The sequence below is a fragment of the Streptomyces sp. CB02009 genome (assembly GCF_001905825.1).
Lineage (GTDB): Bacteria > Actinomycetota > Actinomycetes > Streptomycetales > Streptomycetaceae > Streptomyces.
In genome coordinates this window covers 333,748-358,518 of the sequence record NZ_LIVV01000001.1, presented here as the reverse complement: position 1 = coordinate 358,518, position 24,771 = coordinate 333,748, and the positions used below count along the sequence as shown (strand labels likewise).

Genomic DNA, 24,771 nt, shown 5'->3' with positions numbered 1-24,771 from the left:
CCTCAGCCGAAGGGGATCGGCGGGTAGCACCGGAACGGCACCGCCACCTCGTACCGCCCGTTCTTCAGCCGGACGAGCGCCCCGCAGCCGAAGCTCTCCTTCTGCCCCTTGGGCAGCGCGCGGTCGCCGACGAGTGTGCCGGTGTCGGAGAACCCGGACGCGGCCTTCTGGAAGGACTCCACGGTGAGGTCCTTGCCGGCCTTCGCGGCGACGGAGAGGAAGAGGTCGGCGCTCATGTACCCGGTCATCATGTGCATGTTGAGGGGTACGTCCGTGCCGCCCGCGGCCTTCTTGATGTCCTCCTTGAACTGCCGCATCGCCGGACCGTCCGACTCGAAGGGCTGGAACTGCAGCAGCACGTGCACCCCGTCGAGCGCCTGCTTCGTCGCGTCCTTCGCGAGCAGCCCGGGGTCGTAGTCCGTCGGGTCGGTGATGACCCCCTTGTAGCCGGACCGCTTGAGCGCGGTGAAGAGGCCGATGTTGTACGGCGTCTGCATCACGGAGACGACGGCGTCGGGTGCGCCGCCGCCGGGGCCCGAGCGGAGGATCTCCTTGGTGTACGCCGACCAGTCGCTGGGCATCGAGGTCGCCGGCACCACGGCCTTGGCGTACCCGACCTGGAAGCCGGCCGCCTTGAAGCCCTGGGTGAAGGTGCGGATGCCGAATTTGCCGGCGTCGTTGTCGCCGGCGATCAGGGCGACCGACTTGCCCCGCGAGCCGCCGAGGACGGACGCGAGGCCCTCGGGCCAGGTCTGGTTGAGCGTGCCGCCGGGCGTCGGGACGAGGCAGCCGTTGAAGCCGTAGAGATGCGCCGGGCCGCAGAACGAGGGGAGCGTGCCCCAGCCCACCGTCGGGACCTTCTGGGCGTCGAGGAAGTCGGCTCCGGCGAAGGTGACCGAGCTCATGGGCGAGACGGCGAACACCTTGTCCTGCTGGACGAGCTTGCGCGCCGCGGCCAGGTTCCTCGCGGGGTCCTGGCCGTCGTCCTCGGCCCCCAGGTAGTCGATCTTCCGTCCGTTGATCCCGCCCTCCGCGTTGGCCCGGTCGTAGCGGGCCCGGGCACCGAGGTCGGTGTCCTTCTTGGAGTAGCCGCTGGCGGTCGTCATGGAGACGATGCCTCCGACCTTGATCGTGTCGGCGGTGACTCCGCGTACGGAGGAAGGGGTGCTCCCGCCGGTGGAGGCGGAGTTGCAGGCGGTGACGAGGAGCAGCGCGAAGCTGGCGGCGATGACGCGCAACGGTCGAGGCACGGGCGATCCCTCCGTCGGGTGCCCGCATTCTGTAACCGACCTGACGAACCGTCAATGACTGACGCAACGTCAATTGACGAACCGTCAGCTATTGATTCCCCTCCTGTCAGATGCGGGTTCGCCTCCTAGTGAGGCGCAGCGGGAAGGCTGCGGGGGCCCGTGCAGCGGGCGCCCGCAGCCTCCACCCGCCGGCGCAGTTCGCGGTCGGCCGTGACGACGAGGCACGGCCTGCCGCTCGCGCCGCGGGCCAGCTCGGCGATCAGGTCGTCGCCGCTGCCCGGCGCCTCCTCGACCCGCACGCCGGGTACGAAGGCGACGCCCCGGGCACGGCCCTCCACGACCAGCACGATCTCGTACGGCCCCGGGAAGGGGCCGTCGGCGGGGCCGCCCGTCAGGGCGAGCCGGTCGCGCAGTCGCTCGGCGGCCCCGCGCCGGTCGCGCCACCACCCGTCCGGCACGGATCCCACGACATTGGCGCCGTCCACCACGAGCAGGGGACGGAGGGGCGGATCAGCGGGGCTCTGGCTCATCGTCCCAGGATGTCAGCCGCCCCGGCGGCCAGGTGGCGACGGTGCGGTGCCCGGCGGGATCGGCGGGGACTCGGGTGGCGGCTTTCACCGGGGAGGAAGAGGGTAGGCGGGGGCGACGACGAAAGGCAGCGTATTCATGACCGAGCACCGACCCGCGACCACGACCGACTCGGGCGCCCCCGTGGAGAGCGACGAGCACTCGCTCACCGTGGGTCCCGGAGGGCCGATCCTCCTCCAGGACGCCTACCTGATCGAACAGATGGCACAGTTCAACCGGGAGCGCATCCCGGAACGCCAGCCGCACGCCAAGGGCAGCGGCGCGTTCGGCCGGTTCGAGGTCACCCACGACGTCAGCCGCTACACCAAGGCCGCACTGTTCCAGCCGGGGACCCGTACCGACCTCGTCGCCCGTTTCTCCACGGTGGCCGGTGAGCGCGGCAGCCCGGACACCTGGCGGGACCCGCGCGGCTTCGCGGTGAAGTTCTACACCTCCCAGGGCAACTACGACATGGTCGGCAACAACACGCCGGTGTTCTTCGTGAAGGACCCGATGAAGTTCCAGCACTTCATCCGGTCCCAGAAGCGCCGTGCCGACAGCAACCTGCGCGACCACGACATGCAGTGGGATTTCTGGACCCTCTCCCCCGAGTCCGCGCACCAGGTCACCTGGCTGATGGGCGACCGCGGCATCCCGCGCAGCTGGCGCCAGATGAACGGGTACACCTCCCACACGTACATGTGGATCAACGCGTCCGGCGAGCGGTTCTGGGTGAAGTACCACTTCAAGACCGACCAGGGCATCGACTTCCTCACCCAGGACGAGGCCGACCGCCTGGCGGGCGTCGACCCGGACTTCCACACGCGGGACCTGTTCGAGCACATCCGGGACGGGGACTTCCCGTCGTGGACCCTGCACGTCCAGGTGATGCCGTACGAGGACGCGGCCGGGTACCGGTTCAACCCCTTCGACCTCACGAAGGTCTGGCCGCACGGCGACTACCCGCTGATCCCGGTGGGCCGCATGACCCTGGACCGCAACCCCACCGACAACCACGCGGAGATCGAGCAGGCCGCCTTCCAGCCGAACAACCTGGTCCCCGGCATCGGGCCGAGCCCCGACCGGATGCTGCTCGCCCGCCTCTTCTCCTACTCCGACGCCCACCGGGCCCGCATCGGCGTGAACTACCAGCAGCTCCCGGTGAACGCACCCGTCGTCGACGTCCACACGTACTCCAAGGACGGGGCGATGGCGTACCGGAAGACGTCCGATCCCGTCTACGCGCCGAACTCCAAGGGCGGGCCCGCCGCCGACACCGAGCGCTACGGCAGTCCGCCGAGCTGGTCCGCCGACGGCGAGATCACCCGGACGGCCTACGTCTCCCATCCGGAGGACGACGACTGGGGCCAGCCCGGCACCCTCGTGCGCGAGGTCCTCGACGACGCCGCCCGCGACCGGCTCGTGGACAACGTCGTCGGCCACCTCCTCGACGGCGTGACCGAGCCGGTCCTGGAGCGTGCCTTCACCTACTGGACGAACATCGACGCGACGCTCGGCAAGCGCATCGCCGAGGGGGTCCGCGCCAAGCAGCAGGCCTCGTAGAGCCGCGGGGCGTACGGCATGGGGCACGGCCCGCGGCTTGAGGCGCGGGCCGTGCCCGTCGTGTGCGGCACTCCCCCCGCGGTTCAGAACTCCACCGTGGTTCAGAACTCCACCGTGATGAAGCCGTCCTCCTCGTCCTGCGGCGGCGCGTGCACGGTGTAGCCGAACCGGTCCCTGAGGTCGGGCACGTCCCAGTTCGCCGCACGATCGCGGTAGTTGAAGAAGAGCTCCTTCGTCACTCCGCCGTTCTTCAGGATCCGGGCGATCGCGATGTCGTCGGGGTGGCCGTGGACGCTCCCGTTCGTGGAGATCAGATAGCGGTCGCAGTCGAGGAGGCCGAGGAGGTTGTTCGACAGGTTCTTGGCGCTGCCGTGGTGGGCGACCTTCAGGGCGTCGATCCGCAGCCGGCCGTTCTCCTCCTCGGCGCGCGGGCGGAGCGAGGCGACCAGGCGCGGGTCGTCCGCGTCCCCGGTGAGGACCACGCGGGTCCCCTCGAACTCGAAGAGCAGACCGATGCTGGTCGGGTTCGTCCGGGAGCCGTCGCGCCGGAAGGGCGTGGCGGCCAGGGCGTCGACGTCGACCGCCCCGAAGCGTTCGATCCCGGCCTCCGGCTGCCTCTCCAGGGGGTCGACCCCGGGGATCAGGCCGGCTTCCTCGCACTTCGTCCTCCAGGTGTCGATCAGCGACTCCAGGAGCCGGCGGTCCGGGGCGAGCACCTCCATGGTGGAGCCGTCGTCGAACCACGCCGGGGAGTGGTCGACCTCGATGCTGCGACCGGCGAAGGCGGCGTTCCAGGGGAGCTGCTCGGTCATGAGCGCGGTGGTGAGCAGCTCTCCGTCGACGGCGCCGAAGACCTCGCGGTCGTGCAGGTGGTCGAAGCCGTTGAACCACACGTCTCCGAGCTCCACCGGCCGCTCGGGGTCGCCGAGCAGGGCGAGCACGCCGAGGATGTGGTCCTGGTCGACATGGGTCACGACGAGCACGTCGATCCGGCCGCCCAGGCCGGCAAGGAGCGGTCTGATCCGCGCGTAGGTGCCCCGCCGTCCGCCGTCGACGAGGATCCGCCGGACGAAGTCGTCGTTCCCGTACTCGAGGAGCAGGCAGTCGCCGTCCTCCGCGGGCAGCATGCTGAGGCGGATCATCACGCGCTCCCTTGACGCAGGTCGAGGATCAGGAACGGCTCGCGCATGTCGGCCAGCCAGGACAGCCGGCGGACCTGGTCGAGCCGGGTCGCGCACCTGGGGTCGTCGGGGAAGGCGGCGAGCCCGTCGGCGAGCCAGGTGAGACCGAGGGTGTAGAACGGGATCCCCCGGTCGAAGGCGTCGAGGAGCCCGTTCCGGGCCTCCTCCAGGTCGGCCCCGGGCCGCCGCAGCAGCCGTACGGCCCGCAGGATCGCGCCGTCGCTGAGCCAGGGGTAGCGGCCGGCGAGCAGCCGCAGCCAGGGGTCCCAGTGCGTCTCCTCGGTGCGGTGGTCGGTGCCGAGCAGGACGTACGATCCGGCGGTCGCCGCGAGCGGGTTCGCGGGTGCGGAGTGGAGCGCCTTCCCCACGTCGGTGAGGAGGTGCGCCGCCGTGTCGAGGGCGCCCTGCGCCATGTAGGCGATCCCGGCCCCGAGCCGGGGGTCGCGGACGGTCACGGCCACGGCGCTTCCGGTCGGGCTCTGCCGCAGGTTGACCAGGACCTCGACCTCGCTGGTCCCCCAGGGCAGGGGCAGGGTGACCAGGCGTACGGCTCCGGCCGCCTCCACCACGAGGAACTGCCGCTCACCGACCGGCCCGGCGTCGCCGGCGGCCGGGACGGGACTGTCGGAGCCGACGACCGGGACGGGGTCGCCGGGGGCCGGGACTGGCCCGCCGGAGCCGGCGGCCGGCACCGGGCCGTCGGGGCCGAACCGGTAGAGCGGGGTGACGTCGGCCCCGTGGTCGGCGGGAACAGGCAGCGGGCGGGGGGCGCTCCGGGCGATCAGCGGGGCGACCGACGGCTTCGCCGGGTCCTGTTCGAGGGCGAGCATCGACGCGTAGGACCAGCGGGCGGGCAGCGAGTCGCCGATCCAGGTGGCGCGCGCGGGGACGTCGACGGCGGACTCGGGCAGGAAGCCGTCGTCCCCGGCGGCGGGCGCGACCATGGACCGCGAGGCGACCGACTCGGGGAGCGGGACCCCGTTGGCGCCGTGGTAGACGCGCTCGGGTTCGATGTTGCCCATGAGGTACTGCCAGGCGTGCGTCCCGTACGGCGAGTCGGTCATGTCGAAGTCCACCGCCGCCGAGCGGCCGTCGACGGCCTCGGCGTCCTTCGTCAGCACCATTCCCGAGGGCAGGGTCACGGACACGAGGTAGCGTCCCGGGTCGACCGGGTACGAGATGGGCTCCGGCGAACGCCCGCAGGGGACGAGGATGTTGCGCAGCGAGGTCCCGTCGAGGCCGGCCGGGCGGATGTCGCCGACGATCACCGCCTCGTTGAACTCCCCGGCGGGAGAGAGGAGGAGCCGGACGGCGAGCGTGGCGGTCATGGTCGGCCCAGGACGACGCGGAACATCGGAGGGCGGGCGTCGAACGTCTCGCGGCGGGTGTCGCCGGGCCCCAGGAGGGCCTCGACCTCGTACCGCCCGAACGGCAGGAACAGCGGCCACTCGCCGTCGTCCGCCTCGCCGTCGGCGGGCGGCGGGCGGCGCCGCTCCTCCTGGGCCGGGTGCCGGCAGACGAACTCCGCGCGGGCGTTGTCCTCGGCGGGATCGCAGCCGACGTACACGGGGACGACGGGGTCTCCCCTCAGTTCGTGGAAGTCGAAGTCGAAGGACTCCGGGCTGGCCGGGACGGCGGCGCCTGCGAGGGTGCCCGCGAAGGGGATGGCCCTCATGAACTGGCTGATCGCGTGCATGAGGGTCTGGGTCGTCACCCGCCACACCCGGCCCTGGGTGTTCTCGCTCCCGGCACCGTCGAAGCTCCGGAGCAGTGCGTCGGTGAACAGGCTGACCCGGCCGGCGCGGCCGAAGGACTCCTGGCCGTGCAGGGTCGCGAAGTAGACGGCGTGCTTCCTCGGCACGAGGCCGTCGGGACGCAGGGTGCTGCCGCTGAGCGGGACCCGCCCGAGGTTGTCCGTTCCCACGCGCTTGACGAGCGTGTCGGAGCCCGCCCGGCAGGCGTCCACGAAGAACACCTGTTGTGCGGCACGGCAGTTGTTGAGCCCGTTCTTCAACGCCTCGAACTGCAGGGCCCCGTTCATCGGGCTGTCGCGGTCGGCGAAGACGTCCGACGCCAGGAGGGACGTGGTGATGCCGAGGGAGACGCCGTGGCCGCAGAAGTAGAAGACGAGCCGGGCGTCGTCGTGGTCTCCCCGGTCCTTCCACTCCGTGACGGCGGCGACGATGTTGTCGATGGTTGCCTCTTCCACGACCTGCTCCGCGCCCGTCACCGGGTGGACGAAGGGCGCGGGCACGGCCTCGCTGAGCAGCAGCGCGAGGCTCCCCAGGGGTCTGCTCCCGTCGTGGTACCCGCCGATCATCCAGCTCGCGAACCCGCGCGCCGAGAGGGGCGGCGAGGAGAGCTGCCGCATGCCCAGGGCGCCCGGATGGTCGGTCGGCGACGGGCCGCCCTGCAGATGCGCGTACGCCCCGACCCCGATGACGAGTGCGTGGGTCGCCGCTGCGCCCGCGTTCTCGGAGACGTGGACGGTGAATCCGGCCATGGAACCTCCACGTGACGCACTGGCAGGCCGGTGGGAGGCTTTGCTTCTAGCATAGGAGGAAGAGCGGCACATGTCCCTCGGAGGCCGTGATGGGAAAGAACATCGTGGTGTGCCTGGACGGGACGGGAAACCAGCTGAAGGCCCGCGGCAACACCAATGTGGTCACCCTCTACGAGATGCTCGACCTCGGTGACCCGGCGGCGCAGGTCGCCTACTACGACCCCGGCGTCGGCACGTTCTCCGCCACGGGCGCCTGGACCGTCCCGGCCCGGAAGCTCTCCCGTCTCCTCGGCCTCGCCTTCGGCGCCGGGCTCAAGGAGAACCTGGCCGAGGCGTACACGTACCTGATGCACCATTACGAAGCCGGCGACCGGATCTTCCTCTTCGGCTTCAGCCGCGGCGCGTACACCGCACGTGCCCTGGCCGGACTGCTCAAGGCGGTCGGCCTGCTGCGGCCCGGCTCGGAGAACCTCGTGCCGTACGCGATCTCCGTGTACGCCAGGAACAGGACCTGGAGCGACGACGACTGGAGGCAACTGCACCGATTCGCGGGGGCGTTCAGCAGGAAGGTGGACGCCCGCACCGGAATCCCCGTTCACTTCATGGGGATCTGGGACTCGGTCAAGGCCGCGGGACTGCTGCGCTGGAACCTGCGCTGGCTCTTCACCCGGCGGATCCCCAACGTGGGCCGCGTCCGCCACGCCGTCTCCCTCGACGAGAAGCGCCGGCCGTACGAGGAGTACCTCGTCCTGCCGCCGGAGGAGCCGGGGGCGCCGGGCCCGCTCGTCGACGAGACCTGGTTCGCCGGAGTCCACTCCGACGTGGGCGGCACCTTCGACGACGACCCGAGGCTGCCCGCCGTCGCGCTCAAGTGGATCGTGGACGGCGCCCTCGACGCGGGCCTCCTGCTCGAGGAGAAGGCCTACGGCAGGCACCTCACGCTCGACGCGGACCACGCGCTGGGCACGGTGCACCGCATGGGCGCCGTGTGGGCCCTGCTCACGTACCGGCCGCGTCGCGTCCCCTCCGGTGCCCGGGTGCACGCGAGCGTACGGCGGCGGATCGAGTCGGACGCCGGGTACGCGAAGCGGATCCCGGACGGGGTGATCTGGACGGACGAGGAGTGGCTGACGCCGCACCCCCGAGCCGGAGCGGGGACCCGGGCCGGGGCTGGGGCCGGGCCCGGGAACGGGCTGGGGCCGGGTCGACACCGCCGCTGATCAACCGGCCACCGGAGAGGGACGCAGCCTCAGGCACACCCACTTCGGACACACCCGCCTCTTCACACCGGCGGTCGATCCCGGGAACCGTGCGGGGAGAGCACGCGTGTACTCCCGAGAAACGGGGGAGGCCCCGGGTACGACGTCGGGGAGGCGGGGCGATGGGCGGAGCGACGGTACTTGCGGAACGGATCGCCGAGCGGCGGGCCGGGCTCGGTGACCCGAGGGATCTGGTCGGGGAGCTGCGGCGTGCCCTGGTCCTCGTCCCGGTGGACTCCGGCGGTCTGTGGACGGCGGAGTTCGGCGGGGTGCGCTGGATCTGCGCCTTCACCGACGAGGCGGCCCTTGCCCGGTTCGCCCGGGCCCGGGGCGCGGCGGGCGGCGACGCCGGGCGCGAGGCGGGCGAAGGGTGGGAGTTCGCGGAGCTGCGCGGGGCGCGGCTGCTCGACGAGATCGTCCCGGCCCTGGGCGTCCCCGCCGGGGTGGCCGTCGACATCGCCGACCCGGACGGGGCGATGGCCTTCCCGCCGGTCCGGGGCATCGTGCCCGACGACGTGGCGATCGACGCCCAGGCCGACGGGCCGGCCGCCGAAGGGAGTGTCCGATGAGCGGGGGCGGGCCGGAGGACCTGCGGTTCGACGCGGAGAGCATCAAGAAGATCACCGAGGGGATCCGCGCGGCCACCGCCGAGCTCCGGGACATCGGCACGGGCACCGGAGCCGTGCTCGGCAAGGGCTTCTCCGACCTCTCGATGACCGGCATGGAAGCCGGGCACCACGGTCTCTCGGTGGACTTCGAGGACTACTGCGAGCGCTGGGAGTGGGGTGTACGGGCGCAGATCCAGGACGCCAACACGCTGGCGGCCACGCTGGGCCTCGCCGCCGGACTCGTCTGGGAGGAGGACCAGTACCTCCAGGGCACCTTCAAGATCGCCGTGAACTCCGCCGTGGGCAACCCGCACGCCTCCGAGGCCGACATCGTCAAGCAGGACTGGGGCGATGTGTTCACCCCGGACTACCTGAACCCCGACTGGAGCCCCGAGTCGTTCCAGCGCGCCGGGGACGAGGCCGCGCAGACCTGGAAGGACACCGGGCGGGCGGTCCTCACGGAGGGCCAGGGCGGTAGCCGGGCACGGATCCTCAACGAACTCCTCGGGGTGGACCAGGGCGAGTTCGACCGTGCCGTGGACGAGACCTTCGGCCCGTCGCCCGAGCAGCGGGCCCAGCAGCAGGACACCGGGGGGAACTGAGCGTGGGTATCGGGGACTTCATCAGCGACATCACTCCGGATGTCGTCGAGGACGCGGTCGAGGACGGCGTCGAGTGGGTGGGCAACCGGGTCGAGGACGCCGGGAACTGGACCGCCGACCGGCTGGACGACGTCGGCTGGGAGTCGGGCGCCGACTGGGTGCGCGAGCAGTCCCGCTCCCTGGCGAACCGGATGGGCGCCGAGGTCGACGAGATGGACCTCGGGCAGACCGAGGACAAGACCAAGCTGATCTACGGCAGTCCCTCCAAGCTGCGGGACACCGCGTCCCACCTCAGGGACCTCCAGGCCTCCTTCGAGAAGGTCGGGCAGGGACTGAAGGGCCTCGACTCGTCCGCCGTGAAGGGCCAGGCGGCCGACGCGTTCCGGGAGAAGGTCGCGGTCGAGCCGCCCAAGTGGTTCAAGGGCGCGGACGCCTTCGGCAAGGCCGCCGACGCCCTGGCGAGCTTCGGCCTCACCGTCGAGTGGGCCCAGGGCCAGGCCCAGACCGCCATCGACAAGTGGAAGGCGGGCACCAAGGCGTCGGCCGACGCCGCCGACGCGCACAACAAGAGCGTCGGCGACTACAACAAGGCCGTCGACAGCTACAACGCCCAGCCCGCCGACAAACGGAACCCGGCTTCCCTGCCGCCCAAGCCGGGTGCCTTCACCGACCCCGGCAAGGCGGGAATGCAGGAGGCGCAGGAGATCCTCGCCGAGGCCCGCAAGCAGCGGAACGCCGCGGCCGAGACGGCCCGCACCGCCGTCCGTGCCGCCCGGGACGCGGCCCCGCCCAAGCCCTCGTACGCCGAGCAGGCCATGGACGGGCTCGACGAACTCCAGGTGATGCAGACCCACTTCGGCGGCGGCATCGTCAAGGGCACGGCGGGGCTGCTCAGCTTCGTCCGGAGCGTCAACCCCACCGACCCGTACAACATCACCCACCCCGCCGAGTACCTCACCCAGCTCAACAGCCTCGCCTCCGGCCTCGTCCTCATGGCCAACGACCCGTGGGGCACGGGCAAGCAGATGATCGACAACTTCATGAAGGACCCGGCGGAGGGGTTCGGCCGGCTCGTCCCCGACCTGCTGCTCACCGCCGCCACCGCCGGCGGTGGCGCGGCCGTCAAGGGCGTCCGGGTCGCCGCCGAGGGAGCGGACCTGGCCTCCGACGCCAACCGCGCCCGCCGGCTGATCGACGGAGCGCCGAACGGCACCCACAACCGCCCCGACGCCCACCGACTCGTCGACGAGACCGACCCGGTGGACCTCGCCTCGGGCCGGATGTTCCTGCCCCAGACCGATGTCTCGCTCCCCGGCACCCTCCCGCTCGCCTTCACCCGGCGCGTCGAATCCGGCTACACCGCCGGGCGCTTCCTCGGCCCGTCGTGGTCCTCCACCGTCGACGAGCACCTGGAGATCGACGCGCGCGGCGTCGTCCACGTCACGGACGACGGCCTCCTGCTCCCCTACCCACACCCCGTGCCGGGCCTCCCCACGCTCCCCGAGTCCGGCACCGGCCGCCGGCCGCTCGCCCGCGACGAGTCGGGCGACTACACGCTCACCGATCCGGACACCGGCCTGACCCGGCACTTCGCCGCGCCCGCCGGCACCGAACCCGGCGGCGACGGAGAGGCCTGGCTCGTACGGACGGTGGACCGCAACGGCCACGCCGTCACCATCGACCGCACCGCGGACGGCACCCCGCTCGCCCTCGTCCACACGGCCGGCTACCACGTCGACGTCACCACCGAGCACGGCCGGGTGACGCGCCTCGCCCTGCGCCTGCCCGACGGCACCGGGCAGGAACTCGTCCGCTACGGCCACACCGACGGCGACCTGACGGCGGTCACCAAGCCCTCCGGGGCGACCCTCGCCCTCGCCTACGACGACCGGCACCGGGTGATCACCTGGACCGACTCCAACGGCAGCCGCTACGACTACGCCTACGACGAGCTCGACCGGGTCGTCGGCGAGGGCGGCGAGGAGGGACACGTCCAGCTCACCCTCGCCTACGGCCACCCCGATCCGGCCACCGGCCACCGCACCACCACGCTCACCACCGCCGACGGACGGGTCACCCGCCATCTGATCGACGGCTCCTGCCGCGTCCTCGCCACCGTCGACCCGCTCGGCCACGCCACCCGGCTCGGCCACGACGCCCGGGGGAACCTGCTCACCCGCACCGACGCCCTCGGCCGGACGACCGCCTTCTCGTACGACGAGGAGGGCCGGCTGCTCACGGTGCTCCGGGCCGACGGCAGCCGCCTCTCCACGGTCCGGGACCACCGGGGCCTGCCCGTGGAGTTCACCGACGCCGACGGCGGGCGGACCCGCCAGGAGTTCGACGACCGCGGCAACCTCACCGCCGTCACGGACCCCGCCGGCCACACCACCCGCTACGCCTACGACGACCTGGGCCACCTCGTCGCCACCACCGACCCCTCCGGCGCCGTCACCACCTTCCGCTGCGACCCCGCCGGGCTCCCCCTGGAGGTCGGCGACCCCCTCGGCGGCACCACGCGGTGCGCACGCGACGCCCACGGCCGGCTCGTCCGCGTCACCGACCCGCTCGGCGCCGTCACCGCCCTGGAGTGGACCGCGGACGGCGAACTCGCCCGGCGGACCCGCCCGGACGGCACCACCGAGGCCTGGGCCTACGACGGTGAGGGCAACTGCACCGCGTACACCGACCCCCACGGCCTCACGACCCGCTTCGAGTACACCCACTTCGACCTGCTCGCCGCCCGCACCGGCCCCGACGGCGCGCGCCACGCCTTCGAGCACGACGCCTCCCTCCGCCTCACCCGGGTCACCGACCCCCAGGGACTCACCTGGGACTACGTGTACGACCGGGCGGGCCGCACGGTCGCCGAGACCGACTTCGACGGGCGGACCGTCGACTACCAGCTGGACGCGGTCGGACAGGTCACCGCCCGCACCGCCCCCACCGGCCAGACCGTCCGCTACGAGCGGGACGCGCTCGACCGGGTCGTCCGCAAGGACGCGGCCGGATCCGTCACCACCTACGCGTACGACGCCGCAGGCCGGATGGTCCGCGCCGAGGGCCCCGACAGCGAGCTCGTCCGGCAGTACGACCGCCGCGGCGAACTCAAGGCCGAACTCGTCGACGGCCGCCCGCTCACGTACTCCTACGACGACGACGGACGCCTCGCCCGTCGCGTCACCCCCACCGGACACGTCACCCGCTACGCGTACGACGCCACCGGCCGGCTCGCCCGGCTCACCAGCGGCACGCGGCAGATCTCCTTCGCCCACGACACGGCCGGACGGGAGCTGCGCCGCGCCTTCGGCGACACCCTCGCCCTCACCACGTCCTGGGACCGCTCCGGACGGCTGGCCGGCCAGCACCTGACCGCGGGCAGCAGCACCGTCAACCGCCGCGCCTACACCTACCGGGCCGACGGCCACCTCACCGCGCTCGACGACGCCCTGCGCGGCTCCTTCTGCTACGGCCTCGACGCCACCGGCCGGGTCACCACGGTCACCGCCGCGGGCTGGCAGGAGTCGTACGCCTACGACGCCTCCGGCAACCAGACCTCCGCGTCCTGGCCCGGCGGCCACCCCGGCCAGGACGCCACGGGCCCCCGCAGCTACACCGGGACCACCCTCACCCGCGCCGGAGCGGTCCGGTACGCGCACGATTCCGGCGGCCGGACCACCCTGCGCCGCCGGGTCACGCTCTCCGGTAAGGCGGACACCTGGCGGTACACCTGGGACGCCGAGAGCCGCCTCACCGCCGTGACCACCCCCGACGGGACGCGCTGGCGCTACCGGTACGACCCGCTCGGCCGCCGCACAGCGAAGCAGCGGCTCGCCGACGACGGCGAGACGGTGGTCGAGGAGACCCTGTTCACCTGGGACGGCCCGACCCTGTGCGAACAGGTCACCACCGCACCCGAGCTGCCCCGCCCGGTCGCCCTCACCTGGGACCACCGGCACGCCAAGCCGCTGGCCCAGACCGAGCGGGTCCTCGGCGCCGACGCCTCGCGGGAGGCCGTCGACGAGCGCTTCTTCGCGATCGCCACCGACCTCGTCGGCACCCCCACCGAACTCGTCGACGAGACCGGCCGCGTGGCCTGGCACAGCCGCGCCACGCTCTGGGGCACCACCACCTGGAACAGCGGGGCCACCGCCTACACCCCGCTGCGGTTCCCCGGTCAGTACTTCGACCCCGAGACCGGCCTCCACCACAACTACTTCCGGCAGTACGACCCGGAGACCGCGCGCTACCTCACCCCCGATCCGCTGGGGCTCCTCCCCGCCCCCAACCCGGCCGCCTACGTCCACAACCCGGTCACCTGGTCCGACCCGCTCGGCCTCTCCCCCTACCGCGGGCTCGGGCTCAGCGACGAGGCGATGAACGCCATCCAGAAGCTGGAGAACATCAAGGCCGACCCGATCGGCCGCATCAACTCCGAGCCCAACCACAACCACTACTCGGCGGCGCGGCGCGAGGCGGGCGGCGAGGTGGTGGCCCGCAAGCCGGACGGCACCCCGTTCGACCACGTCCAGGACCTCACCCAGGCCGCGAACGGTCTGGAGAACGTCCGCAAGGCCCTGTGGAAGGAGATGGAGAAGCTACCGGAGGGCATGACCGAGCGCGGGCTCGAAGTGCTCCTCAAGAAGCACGACGAGACCGTCTACCACCTGGACCGTGTGAAAGGCTTCCTGCACCAGATCAAGCAGCAGCCGTGACCGACCCCAGAAACGGAACAGTGCGCCCATGACCGACGAGAACAGCCACGCCACCGAGGTACGGGACCGGTGGGCCCGGCCGGAGAACGCCCCCGCCCTCGACGGCATCCGCGCCGCGCTGGCCGGCGGCGGGGACTGGCGTGCCCTCGTGCGCGAGTGGACCCTGCCCTGGGGCACCGAGAACGACCTGGCCGGCATCCCGCTCGCCGGCGTGCGCCTCGGCGGCGTGGACCTGACGGGCGTCATCCTCAGCTACGCCGACCTCAGCGGCTGCGAGCTCAGCGGCTGCGACCTCACCGACGCCTTCCTGACGGAGACCGACCTGCGCGGTGCCACGCTGGTCAACGCGACCCTCACCCGCGTCAACGCCGGGCTCTGCGACCTCAGCGGCGCCGACCTGACCGGAGCGCACGCGGACGACGCCGTGTTCTCCCGCGCCCGCCTCGTCGGCACCCGGCTCTCCGGCGCCTCCCTGCGCCGGGTGAAGTTCGTCGCGGCCGAACTCGGCGACGCGGACTTCACGAACGCCGACCTGTCGGAGGCCGTCCTGGTCGCCGCCAGGACATCAGGCGTGATCCTGGACGGCGCCCGCCTGGAGGGGACGCGGCGCGGCTCACTGAGGCCGTGAGCCGCGGGCGGGCCGGGACCGGGCGGGGGTGAGTGGGGGCCGGTCGGACCGCTGCCTCGGCCGAACGAACGCAACGGGAGGGTGGACCGTGACGGACCGGCACCAGGGCGAGGAGCATCATGAGCGGGGGCGACGGGCCCGCCGACGGCTGGGGGCGACGGCGGGCATCGCCGCGTTGCTCCTGGCGACGGCGGTGGGCGCCCCCGCCCTCCTCAAGGGCACGGCAGAGCAGGGGGAACGGGTCCCGGCCGCCTCGACCCAGTGTCTGCGGAGCACCGTCCAGAACCTCAGGGACGGCCGGCAGGCGGGCTTCCGTGCCGTGTACGGGGAACTGCGGGCGGGCAGCCTGACATGGAGGACGGCATCACCAGTGGTTCGGCCTTCCGCTTCGACATCGACGGCACCCTCATGGACGGCGGCGGCGTCCCCTCCACCGGCCCCGCCCTGACGTGGTACCCGGTGGCCGAGGCGCATCTTCCTCGCCCCGGCCGCTACGTGCTGCTGCTCACCGAAGCGGAGCGCCCCGCGAAGGACGGCCGTCGGCTCTTCGAGTTCAGGCCCGATGACGTACTGCCGCTCGGCACCGACGGCCGTGTGCGGTTGACGTGCGAGAACGGCACCGCGGGCAGCGTGGAGAGGGAACACCTGCGCACCGAACTCGCCGGGCCGAAGTCCACGGCGTAGAACGGGCGTCCGTGGCGACACTCCCGTCGGCTAGAGGCGTGTCGCGGTGCGGACCAGGGCAGCCACGGCATGGGATCTGCTGTGCGGTGGCCAGGCGATGACGGTCGTCACCGGCGGTGCGTCCGGCACCGGCACCGTCGCGTGATCGTCGCGCAGGTGGGCCCGGAGGGACTCGGGCACGACCGCGCAGGCCCGTCCGAGCGCGATCAGCTGGAACAGCTGGGTGTGGTCGCGCACCTGCGGGCCCGGTCCGTCCGGATAGCCCCCGCCCCGTCGGGGCCAGCGGGGCAGGGGCAGGTCCTCCAGGGCGGTGACCTCGGCCATCGACAACTGCGGTCGGCCGGCCGAGGGGTGCCCCGCGGGCAGGACCACCACCTGCCGCTCGGTGAGCAGGTCCTCGGTGTCGAGTCCGGCCGTCGTGTCGAAGGGCCGCTGGAGCAGAGCGACATCGGCCCGTCCGTCGCGCAGCATCCGTTCCTGCTCGGCGGGCCCGCACAGCATCACCTCGACGGCGACCGCACCGGGCTCGGCGGCATAGGCGTCCAGCAGCTTCGCCAGCAGTTCGCTGGACGCTCCGGCCTTCGTGGCCAGGACCAGACCGGGCGTCTCGGCCGCTGCGCGGCGGGTGCGGCGCTCGGCGGCTTCGACCGCGTCGAGTGCGGCCCGGGCCTCCCGCAGCAGCACCGACCCGGCCTCGGTCAAGGCGACCGCGCGAGCCGTGCGGTCCAGCAGAACCACTCCGAGCCGCCGCTCCAGCTGCTGGATCGCCCGCGACAGCGGTGGTTGCGCCATGGCGAGCCGCTGCGCCGCCCGACCGAAGTGCAACTCCTCCGCGACGGCGACGAAATACCGAAGCTCCCGCGTCTCCACGGCGTCATCGTATCGGGCGGCCATCCGCGCTCGAGAACGCTCGACAGTGCTCACCACGGCCGATATCCGTGCGGTATCACCGCCCACCCAGCCGGTCTTGGACGTGCCACCCGGGCCCGCAGCAGGCTGGACGGCATGACAGAGCAGACGATCGCGCTGGTGACCGGCGCGAACAAGGGAATCGGATTCGAGATCGCGGCGGGCCTGGGCGCCCTGGGCTGGCGCGTCGGCGTGGGCGCGCGGGACCGGCAGCGCCGGGACACCGCGGTGGAGAAGCTGCGCGCGGCAGGGACCGACGCGTTCGGCGTTCCGCTCGACGTGGCGGACGACGCGAGCGTGGCCGCGGCGGCGGAGCTGATCACCGACCGCGTCGGCGGGCTCGACGTCCTGGTCAACAACGCGGCGATCACCGGCGTGATGCCGCAGACGCCCAGCACGGTCGATCCCGCGACCGTGCGGGACGTCGTGGAGACCAACGTCATCGGGGTCATCCGCGTCACCAACGCGATGCTGCCGCTGCTGCGCGGCTCGGCGTCGCCGCGGATCGTGAACATGTCCAGCAGCGTCGGCTCGCTCACCCTGCAGACCACGCCCGGCATCGACATGGGACCGATTCCCACCGCGTACGTGGCGTCCAAGACCTTCCTCAACGCCGTCACCGTCCAGTACGCCAAGGAGCTGAGCGGCACCGGCATCCTGGTCAACTCCGGCTGCCCCGGCTTCACCGCCACCGACCTCACCGGCTTCCGGGGCGTCCGGACTCCCCAGCAGGGCGCGGCGATCGCGCTTCACCTCGCGACCCTGCCCGCCGACGGGCCGACCGGCGGATTCTTCGACGACGGTGGATCCGTGCCCTGGTGACGGACGCGTCGGCCCCGGCAGCGCGCGGTACGGGCTCCGGCCGCGCGCCACCGCCACCGCCACCGCCACCGCCACCGGCACCGGCACCGGCACCGGCACCGGAAACCCTCGTGCGCCGCTTCACCCCCGCCCCGTACGATGGCGGACATCCCTCGTCGTCCAGCGGCCAAGGACACCGGTCGCCGGTTCGCCCGGCATCGGAAACCCGGGTTCGAATCCCGGCGAGGCAATCCGCCCCCCCGCAGGGCGCACCTACTCCTGACCGGGCCTTTGCGCGCAGGGGCCGACCTTCCAACCGGGTGACTCGGCCAGCTCATCGCTGGAGAACGAGCCCGGGTACTCCGCGTACCGGGGGTCCACGTCGACGCCGGCCACCTGCCATCGACTCCTGTCCTCCAGCGCCTCCCGGAGGTCCCGGTCCAGATCGAGGCTGTCGGGGTACTCGGCGACCGCGGCGGCGGACGGCCAGACCAGCGCGGTCACCGGCTTCCAGTCGGATGACTCATGCCACCGATCCTGTCACCGGCCTCTGACAGACCCTGCCGCCGCGCCGGGCGCCCTCTGGTGGGGATTCCGCTCCGCCGCCCGCCGCGGTTGCGGCAGGGTAGGGCATGGATCACCGTCGGCACGCTTCCGATCGAGGCGACAGCGGACCGGTTCCGAGGGACGACGAGAGCTCGATGAAGAGTCGTGATGAAAGACGGGCCGCGACGGCCCATGACGGCCTGGTAGCGAACGGAGAACACGCGTGATTGTCGGAGTCCTCAAGGAAGCGCGGGCAGGTGAGAGTCGCGTCTCGGCCACGCCCGCCACTGTCGAGCAGATCCGCACCCTGGGATACGGCGTGGTCGTCGACGCGGGCGCGGGCATCGCGGCCGGCTTCACCGACAGCGCCTACGAGGCCGCCGGTGCCACCGTCGGCGACGCGGTGGCGATGGACGTGGTGCTCGGGGTCAACGCCCCGGCCCCGTCCCAGCTGGACCGGATCCGGCCGGAGGCGACGGTGATCGCGCTGTTCGCGCCGGCCTTCGACCCGGCGATGGTCGAGGACCTGGGCAGGCGTCCCTTCACGGCCCTGTCGATGGACGCCGTGCCGCGCATCAGCCGCGCGCAGTCGATGGACGTCCTGTCGTCGATGGCGAACATCGCCGGCTACCGGGCCGTCATCGAAGCCGCGCACGAGTTCGGCCGGTTCTTCACCGGGCAGGTGACGGCGGCGGGCAAGGTGCCCCCGGCGAAGGTCCTCGTCGCGGGAGCCGGCGTCGCCGGGCTGGCGGCGATCGGCGCCGCCGGCTCGCTCGGCGCGATCGTGCGCGCCACCGACCCGCGCCCGGAGGTGGCCGACCAGGTCCGTTCCCTCGGTGGCGAGTACCTGTCGATCGAGTCGCCCGAGACCGAGGTCTCCGCGACCGGTTACGCCAAGGAGATGGGCGACGACTACAAGGCGCGCGAGGCCGAGTTGTACGCCGCCCAGTGCCGCGAGGCCGACATCGTCGTCACCACCGCTCTGATCCCGGGTCGTCCCGCGCCGACGCTCGTCACCGCGGAGATGGTGGCGAGTATGAAGCCCGGTTCGGTGATCGTCGACATGGCGGCCGCCAACGGCGGCAACGTCGAGGGCACGGTGAAGGGCGTGAAGACCGTCACGGCGAACGGCGTGACGATCATCGGGTACACCGATCTCGCGGGCCGACTGCCCGCGCAGGCCTCGCAGTTGTACGGCACCAACCTGGTGAACCTGCTGAAGCTGATGACGCCGGACAAGGACGCCCGGCTCCTCCTCGACTGGGAGGACCCGGTACAGCGCTCGATCACCGTCGTACGCAAGGGCGAGTCGGCCTGGCCTCCCCCGCCGGTGCAGGTCTCGGCCGCCCCGGCCACGGCACCCGCGGCGGCGCCGCCGGAGCCGGCGCCGAAGAAGCCGCCGATGACGGCGAGGCGGAGGTTCGGCGGCGTGGCCGTCGCCGCCCTGGCGCTGTTCCTGGCCGCCGGGTTCGCCCCCGCAGCGCTGCTGCCCCATGTGACCGCCTTCGTCCTGGCGATCGTGATCGGCTACTACGTGATCGGCCATGTGCACCACGCCCTGCACACGCCGCTGATGTCGGTGACGAACGCGATCTCCGGGATCATCGTCGTCGGCGCGCTGCTGCAGATCGGGCACTCGAACACGGCGGTCACGGTGCTCTCCGCCGTGGCGATCCTGCTGGCCAGTATCAATGTCTTCGGCGGCTTCGCGGTGACGCGTCGCATGCTCGCCATGTTCAACCGGAGCTGACATGTCTGCGACCCTTGCTGCCCAGGCGGCCTACCTTGTTGCCGCGCTGCTGTTCATCCTCGCGCTGGCAGGACTCTCCAAGCACGAGACGGCCCGGCTCGGCAACGCGTTCGGCATGCTCGGCATGGGCGTCGCGCTCGTCGCGACGGTCGTGCTCGCGATCGACGGCGACGTCAGCACCGCCGGCCTCGCCCTGATGGGCCTCGCGATGCTGATCGGCGCGCTGATCGGCCTCCAGCGGGCCCGTGGCGTCGAGATGACCGGCATGCCCGAACTCATCGCGCTGCTGCACTCCTTCGTCGGTCTGGCCGCCGTACTGGTCAGCTGGAACGGCTTCCTCGACGTCGAGCACGACCCGACCGGCCACGAGGCCGGGGCCCTGGACGCGCTCGGGACCCTGGGCATCCACCACGCCGAGGTGTTCGTCGGCGTGTTCATCGGCGCCGTCACCTTCACCGGCTCCGTCGTGGCGTACCTCAAGCTCGCCGCGAAGATCAGCTCCAAGCCGCTGATGCTGCCGGGGAAGAACGTACTGAACCTCGGTGCGCTGGGCCTGTTCGTCGCGCTGACGGTGTGGTTCGTGATCACGCCGGAGCTGTGGCTGCTGATCGCCGTGACCGTCCTCGCGCTGGCGCTGGGCTGGCACCTGGTGGCCTCGATCGGCGGCGGCGACATGCCGGTCGTGGTCTCGATGCTGAACAGCTACTCCGGCTGGGCCGCGGCGGCCTCCGGCTTCCTCCTCGGCAACGACCTGCTGATCATCACCGGCGCGCTCGTCGGCTCCTCCGGTGCCTACCTGTCGTACATCATGTGCAAGGCCATGAACCGCTCGTTCCTCTCCGTCATCGCCGGCGGCTTCGGCATCGAGGCGCCTTCGGGCTCCGACGTCGACTACGGAGAGCACCAGGAGATCACCGCCCAGGGCGCCGCCGAGCTGCTCGGCTCCGCCCGGTCGGTGGTCATCACGCCCGGCTACGGCATGGCCGTGGCACAGGCGCAGTACCCGGTCGCGGAGCTCACCTCGAAGCTGCGTGCCAGGGGCGTCCACGTGCGGTTCGGCATCCACCCGGTCGCCGGCCGTCTGCCCGGCCACATGAACGTGCTGCTCGCCGAGGCCAAGGTGCCGTACGACATCGTCCTGGAGATGGACGAGATCAACGAGGACTTCGCCGAGACCGACGTCGTCCTCGTGATCGGCGCCAACGACACCGTCAACCCGGCCGGGGCCGAGGACCCCAGCAGCCCGATCGCCGGCATGCCGGTCCTCACGGTCTGGGAGGCCGGCAAGGTGATCGTCTTCAAGCGCTCGATGGCCTCCGGATACGCGGGCGTGCAGAACCCGCTCTTCTTCAAGGAGAACACCTCGATGCTCTTCGGCGACGCGAAGGCCAGGGTCGAGGACATCGTCGGCGCCCTCTGACGCACGACGACACCGAGAGCGTCACCACGGCACCCCGGCACCCCGGTGTCCGCTTGCGGGGCGCCGGGGACAGTCGCATAGTCCCAGGTATGGACGCGCGTGAGGCAGCGCTCCGACAGGCGTACGAGCATGCCGTCCGGTGGCTGGCGAGCCTGCCCGACCGCCGGATTCCCGCCCACGCCTCGGTCGACGAGGTCGTGAGCGCGCTCGGTGCCGAGCTGCCCGCCGGGCCCGGCGCCCCCGCTGACGTCGTCGACCTGCTGGCCACGGCCTGCGAGCCGGGGCTCACCGCGTTCCCCAGCGGCCGCTTCTACGGGTTCGTGGTGGGCGGCACCGAGCCGGCCGCGCTGGCTGCCGACTGGCTGGTCAGCGCCTGGGACCAGAACTGTGTGATGCGCACCGTCTCCCCCGCGTACACGGCGGTCGAGGAGATCGCCGGCGCCTGGCTGCTCGATCTGCTCGGCCTGCCGGAGGAGAGCTCGGTGGGCTTCACCACGGGTGCGACGATGGCGAACTTCACCTGCCTCGCCGCCGGGCGGGACACGGTCCTGCGGCGCACCGGCTGGAACGTCGCCCGCGACGGCCTCGCGGGTGGCCCGGGGGTACGTGTCCTCGCCGGGGAGTCCCGGCACATGGCCATCGACCTGGCCTCGCGCTACCTCGGGCTCGGTCGGCCCGAGCTGGTGGCGGCCGACGGTCAGGGACGGATCGAGCCCGAGGCCCTGCGGAAGGCGCTGACGGACGGCGGGCAGCGCCCCACGATCGTGATCCTCCAGGCCGGCGACATCCATTCCGGCGCCTTCGATCCCTTCGCCGCGAGCATCCGCGCGGCGCGCGAGGCGGACGCCTGGGTCCATGTCGACGGCGCGTTCGGGCTGTGGGCGGCCGCCTCCCCGCCCCACGCCCACCTGACGGCGGGCTGCGCGGACGCGGACTCCTGGGCGACGGACGCCCACAAGACGTTGAACGTGCCCTACGACTGCGGACTCGCGATCGTGCGCGACGCGTCCGCGGTCCGGGCGGCGATGGGCCTGCGGGGCGACTACCTCATCCAGCACGAGCACGGCGACCCCATCGACAAGGTGCCCGAACTCTCGCGGCGCGGCAGGGCGTTCACCGTGTGGGCGGCCCTCAGGTCCCTGGGCCGCTCGGGCGTCGCCGACCTCGTCGAGCGGCTGTGCCGCCACGCCTCCGCGTTCGCCGCCGGCATCGCCGGGATCGAGGGCGCGTCCGTTCTCAACGAGGTCGCGTTCACGCAGGTCTGCGCCGAGTTCGGCAGCGACGGGCGCACCGACCGGGTGCTCGACCGGCTGCTCGCCGACGGCACCGCGTGGATCAGCGGCTCCACCTGGCACGGCCGACGCGTCATGCGTATCTCGCTCAGCAACTGGTCGACGACCGACGAGGACGTGGCGCGCACGCTCGACGCGATCCGGCGCGCGGCCGCCGGGACCTGACGACCTCCGCACCCGCCCCTCGCACGCCCCTGAGCGCGGGGCGGACCTGCGTCCGATAGGCGGCATGTCCGTCACCTGGACGGATGCACCGGATCCACGTCGTGGCTTCCCCGCGCGTGGCACGGGTCCGCGCGCCCTAGATTCGGCGAGGTGCGCGTACGAGATGCGTGCACGGAGGAGATGCGTACACATACGAGGTGCACACACGTGGGAGGTGCGTGCACCCACCAGGTGCGTGCACGTCTCGCGTGCACCTGCACGGTGCGGCGCCCCCGCAGGTGCAGCATGTCGAAGGGAATGGCCATGCCCCGTCGCCCCAACATCCTGCTGATCGTCACGGACGAGGAGCGGGCGGCGATCCCCCGCCCCGACGGCTTCTCCCTGCCGGCACGGGAGCGGCTGGCCGCACGCGGCACGGTCTTCGACCGGTTCTACTCGGCGTCCGCGATGTGCAGCTCCGCCCGGTCCGTGCTCTACACCGGCCGGCACCTGCCCGCCACCGAGATCTACGACAACGACAACATGCCGTACATCCGGCCGCTCGATCCGGGCCTCGGGACCTTGGGCACCATGCTCCGCTCGGCCGGCTACTACTGCACCTACCAGGGGAAGTGGCACCTCTCGAACGCCTACGTCACGCCGGAGCGCCCCGCGCCGACGACGGACGCCCTGGAGCCCTACGGATTCAGCGAGTTCAACGACTGGGGCGACATCGACGGCGGAGCCTGGGCGGGGCTGAAGGTCGACCCGGTGATCGCGGGCCAGGCGGTGGGCTGGCTGCGCGACAGGGCACCGGTCGTGGCGGAGGACCAGCCCTGGTTCATGGCCGTCAACTTCGTCAACCCGCACGACATCATGAGCTTCGACTACGGCGGCTCCCCCCAGGTCGAGCTGCCGTTCGGTCTCGCTCACGCGGTGGTGGCCAAGGCCGCGGCCGACATCCCGGTGTACCGGAAGCGTTGGGACTTCCCGCTGCCCGAGAGCCTGCGCGACGACCTGTCCGGCGCGGCGCCCGCCGTGGCCGAGTACGCGCGGATGCTCGACACCGTCTTCGGGCCCGTCGCCGACGAGGCGCACTGGTACGACGGCCTGAACTTCTACCTCAACGCCCTGCGGGACGTGGACCGCAGCGTCGAGCTGGTGCTCGACGCGCTGGAGGCCTCCGGCCAGGCGGACCGTACGGTCGTCGTCTTCACCGCCGACCACGGGGAGATGGCCGGATCCCACGGTCTCCGGCAGAAGGGCAATCTCGTCTACGACGAGAACTTCCACGTCCCGTTCATCCTCTGCCACCCCGACAACGCCGGTGCCACGCGGACCGACGCCCTCGCGTCGGCGGTCGACCTCGCGCCGACCCTGCTCGACTGCGCGGGCATCGCTCCCGAGGACGTCGCCACCCGCTTCCCCGCGCTCAAGGGCCACTCGCTGATGCCGGCCCTGAACGGATCGGCGGTACGCGAAGGAGTCCTGTCCGCCGTCGAGTCGCTGGTGACCCTGGACGCCTCGTTCTGGTTCGAGTTCGCCGACCCCGAGGCCCCGGCACGCGTCCAGGACGGCACCCTGCGCCCCGACTGGACCAAGCGCGGGTTCCTCCGCGGCTACACCGACGCCCGCTACACCTTCGGCCGGTACTTCTCCCCGCTGAACCCCAACCGCCCGGCGGACCTGGAGGCGCTCTTCGCCGACAACGACGTCGTCCTCTACGACCGCAGGGAAGACCCGGCCGAAACCCGTAACCTCGCGGCCGACCCCGCCCACCGGGACCTCGTCCTGCGGTACTCCCGCCGGCTGGAGGCCCTGATCGACGCCGAGATCGGCACGGACACCCGCGCCTGGGTGACCGAACGCCCCCGTCTCCTCGGCTGGCCCACCTGGCACGGCGACACCGACCGCCCGACCACGGCGGCCGGCAGCACCGGACGGTAGCCCGAGCCGACCGCGCGCCCCGCCCCCGTGGGCGGACGCGCTCCGAGGATCGTGGGCGCTCGCGTCCCGGGGATCGCGGGGGGGCGCGCCCCGGGGATCGCGGGGGCCGCAGCGTCCCGCGCCCCAGCCCGCCGACCGTCCAGATCCCGGCCGCCCGGATCCCGGCCGCCCAGACCCCGGCCCCGTCCACGCGCCCGGCTCAGCAGCCCGCGAACCCAACCGGAGCATCGCGCGCCGTCGGGGCGTGCGCAGACCCGAACCAGCCACTTCCCGGCGGCGCACGTGGGGTGCTGCCGACGGGGCCATAACCCCGGTCTTATGCCCGCAGGGATGACTTCCGTTCATCATGTCCACGCCCATACTCGGCGGCGATGACACCCGATCCCCCACGAACGGAGTGGA

General features: G+C 72.2%; 19 protein-coding genes and 1 tRNA gene. 13 read left to right on the top strand and 7 right to left on the bottom strand.

All coding sequences use genetic code 11. From position 1 onward, the window contains the following. Positions 1-2 precede the first annotated feature (2 nt). The gene (locus AMK27_RS01675) at positions 3-1,250 is read right to left on the bottom strand and encodes an ABC transporter substrate-binding protein (RefSeq protein ID WP_073902237.1); all 1,248 of its coding nucleotides are present in this window, start codon (positions 1,248-1,250) and stop codon (positions 3-5) included. Positions 1,251-1,375: 125 nt separating this feature from the next. Beyond that, positions 1,376-1,780 (bottom strand): NTP pyrophosphohydrolase, encoded by a 405-nt coding sequence (locus tag AMK27_RS01670; protein WP_073902236.1) that lies wholly within the window; start codon positions 1,778-1,780, stop codon positions 1,376-1,378. 136 nt (positions 1,781-1,916) lie between these two features. Here AMK27_RS01670 and AMK27_RS01665 point away from each other — a divergent pair, with 136 nt between their 5' ends. Continuing rightward, on the top strand, positions 1,917-3,380 hold the full coding sequence (locus AMK27_RS01665) for a catalase (protein WP_073902235.1): 1,464 nt from the start codon (positions 1,917-1,919) through the stop codon (positions 3,378-3,380). Between the two features lie 101 nt (positions 3,381-3,481). Here AMK27_RS01665 and AMK27_RS01660 read toward each other — a convergent pair whose 3' ends face one another. From AMK27_RS01660 to AMK27_RS01650, 3 genes are read right to left on the bottom strand one after another with little or no spacing between them, the layout of a single operon-like run. After that, complete coding sequence (locus tag AMK27_RS01660; RefSeq protein WP_073902234.1) at positions 3,482-4,522, bottom strand: ComEC/Rec2 family competence protein; 1,041 nt, start codon at positions 4,520-4,522, stop codon at positions 3,482-3,484. After that, on the bottom strand, positions 4,522-5,889 hold the full coding sequence (locus tag AMK27_RS01655; protein ID WP_073902233.1) for a hypothetical protein: 1,368 nt from the start codon (positions 5,887-5,889) through the stop codon (positions 4,522-4,524). Before AMK27_RS01655 ends, AMK27_RS01660 begins: the two co-directional genes overlap by 1 nt. Next, positions 5,886-7,064 (bottom strand): caspase family protein, encoded by a 1,179-nt coding sequence (locus tag AMK27_RS01650; protein ID WP_073902232.1) that lies wholly within the window; start codon positions 7,062-7,064, stop codon positions 5,886-5,888. Before AMK27_RS01650 ends, AMK27_RS01655 begins: the two co-directional genes overlap by 4 nt. 89 nt (positions 7,065-7,153) lie before the next feature. Here AMK27_RS01650 and AMK27_RS01645 point away from each other — a divergent pair, with 89 nt between their 5' ends. From AMK27_RS01645 to AMK27_RS01615, 6 genes are all read left to right on the top strand, one after another. Then, the gene (locus AMK27_RS01645) at positions 7,154-8,284 is read left to right on the top strand and encodes a DUF2235 domain-containing protein (protein WP_079188137.1); all 1,131 of its coding nucleotides are present in this window, start codon (positions 7,154-7,156) and stop codon (positions 8,282-8,284) included. Between the two features lie 161 nt (positions 8,285-8,445). Then, positions 8,446-8,892 carry a hypothetical protein gene (locus AMK27_RS01640; protein ID WP_073902231.1) on the top strand — a complete coding sequence of 149 codons (447 nt, stop codon included), beginning with the start codon at positions 8,446-8,448 and terminating at the stop codon, positions 8,890-8,892. Next, entirely contained in the window at positions 8,889-9,533 is a 645-nt protein-coding gene (locus AMK27_RS01635) for a hypothetical protein (protein ID WP_073902230.1), read from the top strand. The genes AMK27_RS01640 and AMK27_RS01635 overlap by 4 nt, the downstream gene beginning before the upstream one ends. Positions 9,534-9,535: 2 nt before the next feature. Then, positions 9,536-14,248, top strand: coding sequence for a putative T7SS-secreted protein (locus AMK27_RS44100; RefSeq protein ID WP_079188136.1), 4,713 nt, complete (start codon positions 9,536-9,538; stop codon positions 14,246-14,248). 28 nt (positions 14,249-14,276) lie between these two features. Continuing rightward, positions 14,277-14,876 (top strand): pentapeptide repeat-containing protein, encoded by a 600-nt coding sequence (locus AMK27_RS01620; protein WP_073902229.1) that lies wholly within the window; start codon positions 14,277-14,279, stop codon positions 14,874-14,876. 351 nt (positions 14,877-15,227) lie between these two features. Beyond that, positions 15,228-15,560: a hypothetical protein gene (locus AMK27_RS01615; RefSeq protein ID WP_073902228.1), complete on the top strand. Its 333-nt coding sequence runs from the start codon at positions 15,228-15,230 to the stop codon at positions 15,558-15,560. Positions 15,561-15,590: 30 nt separating this feature from the next. On the opposite strand, the gene AMK27_RS01610 is transcribed toward AMK27_RS01615, so the two are convergent. Continuing rightward, positions 15,591-16,430 (bottom strand): LysR family transcriptional regulator, encoded by an 840-nt coding sequence (locus tag AMK27_RS01610; RefSeq protein WP_073903798.1) that lies wholly within the window; start codon positions 16,428-16,430, stop codon positions 15,591-15,593. 135 nt (positions 16,431-16,565) lie between these two features. Between AMK27_RS01610 and AMK27_RS01605 the strand changes: the two genes are divergently transcribed. Together AMK27_RS01605 and AMK27_RS42585 are read left to right on the top strand one after the other, a co-directional pair. Continuing rightward, positions 16,566-17,291, top strand: coding sequence for an SDR family NAD(P)-dependent oxidoreductase (locus AMK27_RS01605; RefSeq protein WP_073902227.1), 726 nt, complete (start codon positions 16,566-16,568; stop codon positions 17,289-17,291). Between the two features lie 150 nt (positions 17,292-17,441). After that, a tRNA-OTHER gene (locus tag AMK27_RS42585) sits at positions 17,442-17,521 on the top strand. Between the two features lie 22 nt (positions 17,522-17,543). Here AMK27_RS42585 and AMK27_RS01600 read toward each other — a convergent pair. Further along, positions 17,544-17,774, bottom strand: coding sequence for a hypothetical protein (locus tag AMK27_RS01600; protein ID WP_073902226.1), 231 nt, complete (start codon positions 17,772-17,774; stop codon positions 17,544-17,546). 265 nt (positions 17,775-18,039) lie between these two features. Between AMK27_RS01600 and AMK27_RS01595 the strand changes: the two genes are divergently transcribed. From AMK27_RS01595 to AMK27_RS01580, 4 genes are all read left to right on the top strand, one after another. Continuing rightward, positions 18,040-19,566, top strand: a complete 1,527-nt coding sequence (locus tag AMK27_RS01595) for a Re/Si-specific NAD(P)(+) transhydrogenase subunit alpha (protein WP_073902225.1) — start codon at positions 18,040-18,042, stop codon at positions 19,564-19,566. A 1-nt stretch (position 19,567) separates the two neighbouring features. Next, positions 19,568-20,986 carry a Re/Si-specific NAD(P)(+) transhydrogenase subunit beta gene (pntB, locus tag AMK27_RS01590; protein WP_073902224.1) on the top strand — a complete coding sequence of 473 codons (1,419 nt, stop codon included), beginning with the start codon at positions 19,568-19,570 and terminating at the stop codon, positions 20,984-20,986. Between the two features lie 89 nt (positions 20,987-21,075). Then, the gene (locus tag AMK27_RS01585; protein WP_073902223.1) at positions 21,076-22,443 is read left to right on the top strand and encodes a pyridoxal phosphate-dependent decarboxylase family protein; all 1,368 of its coding nucleotides are present in this window, start codon (positions 21,076-21,078) and stop codon (positions 22,441-22,443) included. Between the two features lie 303 nt (positions 22,444-22,746). Next, complete coding sequence (locus tag AMK27_RS01580) at positions 22,747-24,369, top strand: sulfatase-like hydrolase/transferase (protein WP_073902222.1); 1,623 nt, start codon at positions 22,747-22,749, stop codon at positions 24,367-24,369. The last annotated feature ends 402 nt before the right edge of the window (positions 24,370-24,771 follow it).